This window comes from Cyclonatronum sp., assembly GCF_022565315.1.
Taxonomy (GTDB): Bacteria; Bacteroidota; Rhodothermia; order Balneolales; family Cyclonatronaceae; genus Cyclonatronum.
Genome location: NZ_JAIUMX010000179.1, coordinates 1 through 4,274 on the forward strand (window position 1 = coordinate 1; position 4,274 = coordinate 4,274).

1 protein-coding gene is annotated in these 4,274 nt (G+C 47.7%); it reads left to right on the forward strand.

The window, feature by feature from the left end; translation table 11 throughout:
- Window positions 1-437: 437 nt before the first annotated feature.
- Window positions 438-4,274: two-component regulator propeller domain-containing protein (locus LAT75_RS15255; RefSeq protein ID WP_291483643.1), on the forward strand; the 3,837-nt coding region annotated here is incomplete at its 3' end.

Below are 4,274 nucleotides of genomic sequence, written 5' to 3' on the forward strand. Positions count from 1 at the left end.
ACCGCTGGGGCTCATAGGAGCAGGGTAATGTTTCATAGCGCTAAAGATTTGAGCAAAATGTACCACAGGATATTTCTGGCAGCTCACACAGCATTGGCCCGAATGCGCTGATAGGATCGCTTTCATTTATAAAAAAGCGTTAGGTGTCGCGGTACAATCAAGGCACAAAAAGCGCGTCTGGTTTATTGCTGTTTGAGATTCTCTGTCGGGTCAGATACAAAAAAAAGGTTTGGTTTGGTTTGGTTGGAGGCACTGTTAGATGCAGTCTCATTAAGGAGCTGATGCAGCTTGCTATGCTATAAAACCTCAACTACATAAGAAATGATAATACCTACAAGGAACTGATGCACTAAATTGCCATGTTAAAATGGTGGTAATACAAGTTAGTTTAGCATCATTAATATATGGGTCATTTTTTGCAAACAATTGTTTATATATTGTTTAGTATTCTTTTTGCGGGGGTGAAGCTGTTAAGCGGCGAAGCGCTTTATGCTGCTCAGGGACAGCAGCTGATTAATGAAAACAATCAGTTTTACAAAAGCTCCAGCCTCACCACCGAGCACGGATTACCTGCGAACGGCATAAATGACATCATGCAGGATCAGCAGGGTTACATTTGGATAGCTTCGTTCAACGGTTTGGTACGGTATGACGGCCTGAGCATAAAAGAGTACAATGTATCTAATGTAGAAGGGCTGAACTCAAACCGATTTCACGTAGTGATGCAGGACAGGAGCGGGAATATCTGGGCAGGTGTGCAGGATAATACCCTCCTGATGATTGCCGGCAATACGACATCCGTTCATACCATCCGTATTAATGGTGCTGATGTAAGAGCCGAAGTAACAGCCCTTAGTGAAGGCCCCGACGGTGCAATCTGGATAGGAGCACATTCAGGCCTTTTCCGGTTTTCGGAAGGCGAATTTTCCCGAATCGACGCGGTACCGCGCCATACGGTAAAGTACATCACGCACAGCGATACCCACACCTACATCGTTCAGCAGGAAAATATTTACCGCGCAGAACACGACGGCAGCAAGGTGTCTCTAACCATGTCACTGTCCGGCGGAATCCTCGATGCAACCGGCAGCAATGCAGCGGAGAGGGCTGTGGAACCGTCCTCTTTTTTTGTCTCTATTGCACCTGAGGATGATTTTTACTGGCTGCTTACCAATAAAGACCTGTTTAGGATTGAATATGACCGTACCCAAATCCGGCACACAATATCCGGTGCCGCACTGGGCTTCAATAACCTGCTGGGCTTAAGCCTTGAAGAAGGCCGTATGTTTGTGTATGGCTCACACGGGCTTTCTGAGCTCTTTTTACCGGACCCGGAAAGTGATTATCAGCGTTTGACAATCCGGTCCTTTTCCGATCAGTTTATCAGGAATATGGTTATTGACTATGAAGGTACGTTTTGGCTCGCAACCAGAGCAGGGGGCGTGAAGCGGTTTGTGCCAACCCCGATCAATATAGATTCGGGCTTTGCGTCACTTAGTCAGACTGCTATAACAAGCGTCACCGGCTCGGCGGATGGTGCTGTCTGGTTTGGCACCAATTGCGACGGCCTGTACAGGTATTTTGAGAATGAGCTTGAACAGTTCAGCAGCGAATATGGATTTGCAAATACCTGTATATGGTCCGTTTATGAGCAGTCAGACGGCACTATCTGGGCCGGAACCTGGTCTGACGGCGTTTACTTCCGCCCTCCGGATGCGGTTATGTTTCAGAAGTTTGAAGCTTGGGACTACAGCGATGACAGTATCGTACTTGCACTATTTGAAGACAGCGCAGGCGTCATTTGGTTTGGTACCTACAGTCAGGGCCTGGTTCGCTGGGACGGGGAAACCGCAGAAATCATCAGGGATGAGTCTGGAAATAAGATTGCATCGGTAAGAGATATTTTCGAAGATGAACAGAACAACCTTTGGATTGCAACTGACCGTGGGGTTGGCTATGTAAAGGATGGTCGTTTTTTGGCGCAGCCGAAATTTGATATTTTGAGCACCAATGCCTTCAGAACGATCGCAAGAGACGCCTTCGGGCGGTTTTTGTTCGGAAGTTATGGCGGAGGAATGGTGGTTTACAGCCCGGGTCAGGCTCCTTTTGCAGTGACGGCTGAATCCGGACTGTTAGATGAAACCATCTCGCAGCTTACCACAGACCACAACGGTAATCTCTGGATTGGCGGAAACCGCGGGCTTTTTATGATTGACAGCCTGCATGCCGAACGCTTTTTTACCGGCGAAAGCTCAGACCTGCCGGTAACACCGTTTGGCGTTGCCGAAGGCATGCCCAACAGGGAAACAACAGGCGGGTTTTCTCCATCTCTTCATTTGTCAGATTCAGGCATTTTGTATATCCCAACGGTTCAGGGACTCGCCGAAATCCATACGAATCAGATGCGCCTGAACCGAAAACCACCCAATACCCTCATAGAAGAAATCATAGTCGATGGGGTAGCCTTCCTGCCGAGCGAAATTGACGACATCCCCCACAATGTGCAGCAGCTTGTTTTCCGGTTCACGGCACTAAGCTTTATGAACCCGGATTATGTTCGTTTTCAGTACAAGCTTGAGGGCTTTCACACCGAATGGCAGTCAGCTGGCAGGCTGCGGGAAGCCGTATTTACATCTTTGCCCCCCGGTGATTATACCTTCCTGGTAAAGGCCACAAACAATGCCGGCATCCGCACCGAGCAGGCGGTTGGGCTTTCTTTTCATGTTACACCTCCTTTTTGGCAAACCCTGTGGTTTTACGGCTTGCTTATCGCTATTTCAGTTGGGGGCAGCCTGGGCTTTACCCGCTATCAGATAAATGCTGGTATCCGGCGGGAGAACAACCTTCAGCAAACGGTGAAGGAGCAAACAGCCGCCATCACCCGTGAAAAAAACCGCGTTGAGCAGGCCTTAAATGCCCTAAAAGAAAGCAAGGCAATTACAGAGCAGCAGGCACTACGGCTGGAAGATCTGAACAGGCAAAAAAACAGCTTTTTTGCAAATATCTCTCATGAACTGCGCACACCCTTAACCCTGATTAAGGGGCATACAGATTTGGCATTAAATGGGAAGTACGGTCCGCTCAGCAAGCCTTTACAGGCCCTGTTTGTTCAACTTGAGGGGAATATCGGCAGGCTTTCTCTTCAGATTGAGCAGTTGCTGCAGCTCTCCCGAATTGAAAGCGGTACAGAGCAGCTTCATAAAGTGCCCCTGAATATGTATCAGCTTGCCCTGCACCTGCAAAGTATGTTTCTGTCATGGGCCGATCAAAAGGGTGTCACCCTCATCGTTGAACTTAGCGGTAATCAGGATGCAGCATGGGTACATGCAGATAAATCCAAAATGGAGCAAGTGCTGATAAACCTCATTTCCAACGCAATCAAACATACAGAAAAAGGCGGCAGGGTTACGGTTATCACGCAGGCAGCCGGAAAAAACTTCGGAAACAGGGTCGGTCTGTGCGTAAAAGATACAGGAAGGGGAATTCCGGAGGATAGTCTGCCCTTTCTTTTTGATCGTTTTTTTCAGGCATCGAATGCGCAAAAAGGCGGGATTGGTCTTGGTCTTGCCGTAGTAAAAGAGTGGGTAGGCATGCATCAGGGAGAGGTAAGTGTTAACAGCAAACTGGGGGAAGGCTCTGCGTTTCAGGTCTTTCTTCCTGCACTTCAAACGGAAGCAAATCAGCCAATCCCCGAAACAGGGCCTGAAGCAAAGCAGGAGTCAGTCATCATTCATCCTACTGTAAAAACAGTTATGTTTGAGGATCTGAAAATAAGGCGTCAGTTCTCCGTTAAGCCCGGTAAAACAAACAGGGATCACCTCCCGCTGATTTTAATTGCAGAGGATGAAGCCGGACTTCAGGAATATCTTCATGAATTGCTGATTGAAAACTATAGGGTTCATATTGTGAATAATGGCCTGGAAGGTCTTGAGGCTGCAAGAGAGCTTATGCCTGATCTGATCATCAGTGATATCATGATGCCCGTTATGGATGGATTTGATTTTTGCAGGAAGCTTCGCAACGACCCAACCCTTAATTTCATCCCTTTTGTGATGCTTACAGCACGCACCGATGAAGAGCATCAGCTCGCCGGCCTGCAAAAGGGTGCTGATGCCTATCTTCCCAAACCGTTTAACGCAGGCCTTTTTGTTGAAACCGTTAAGAATCAGATTGATGCCAAAAAACGACTTTGGGCCAAATTCGCAAATGATCAGAGCTATCTCGATTCAGCAGGCTTATCCGGAAAGGATGAGCTTTTTGATAAGTTTGAAAAA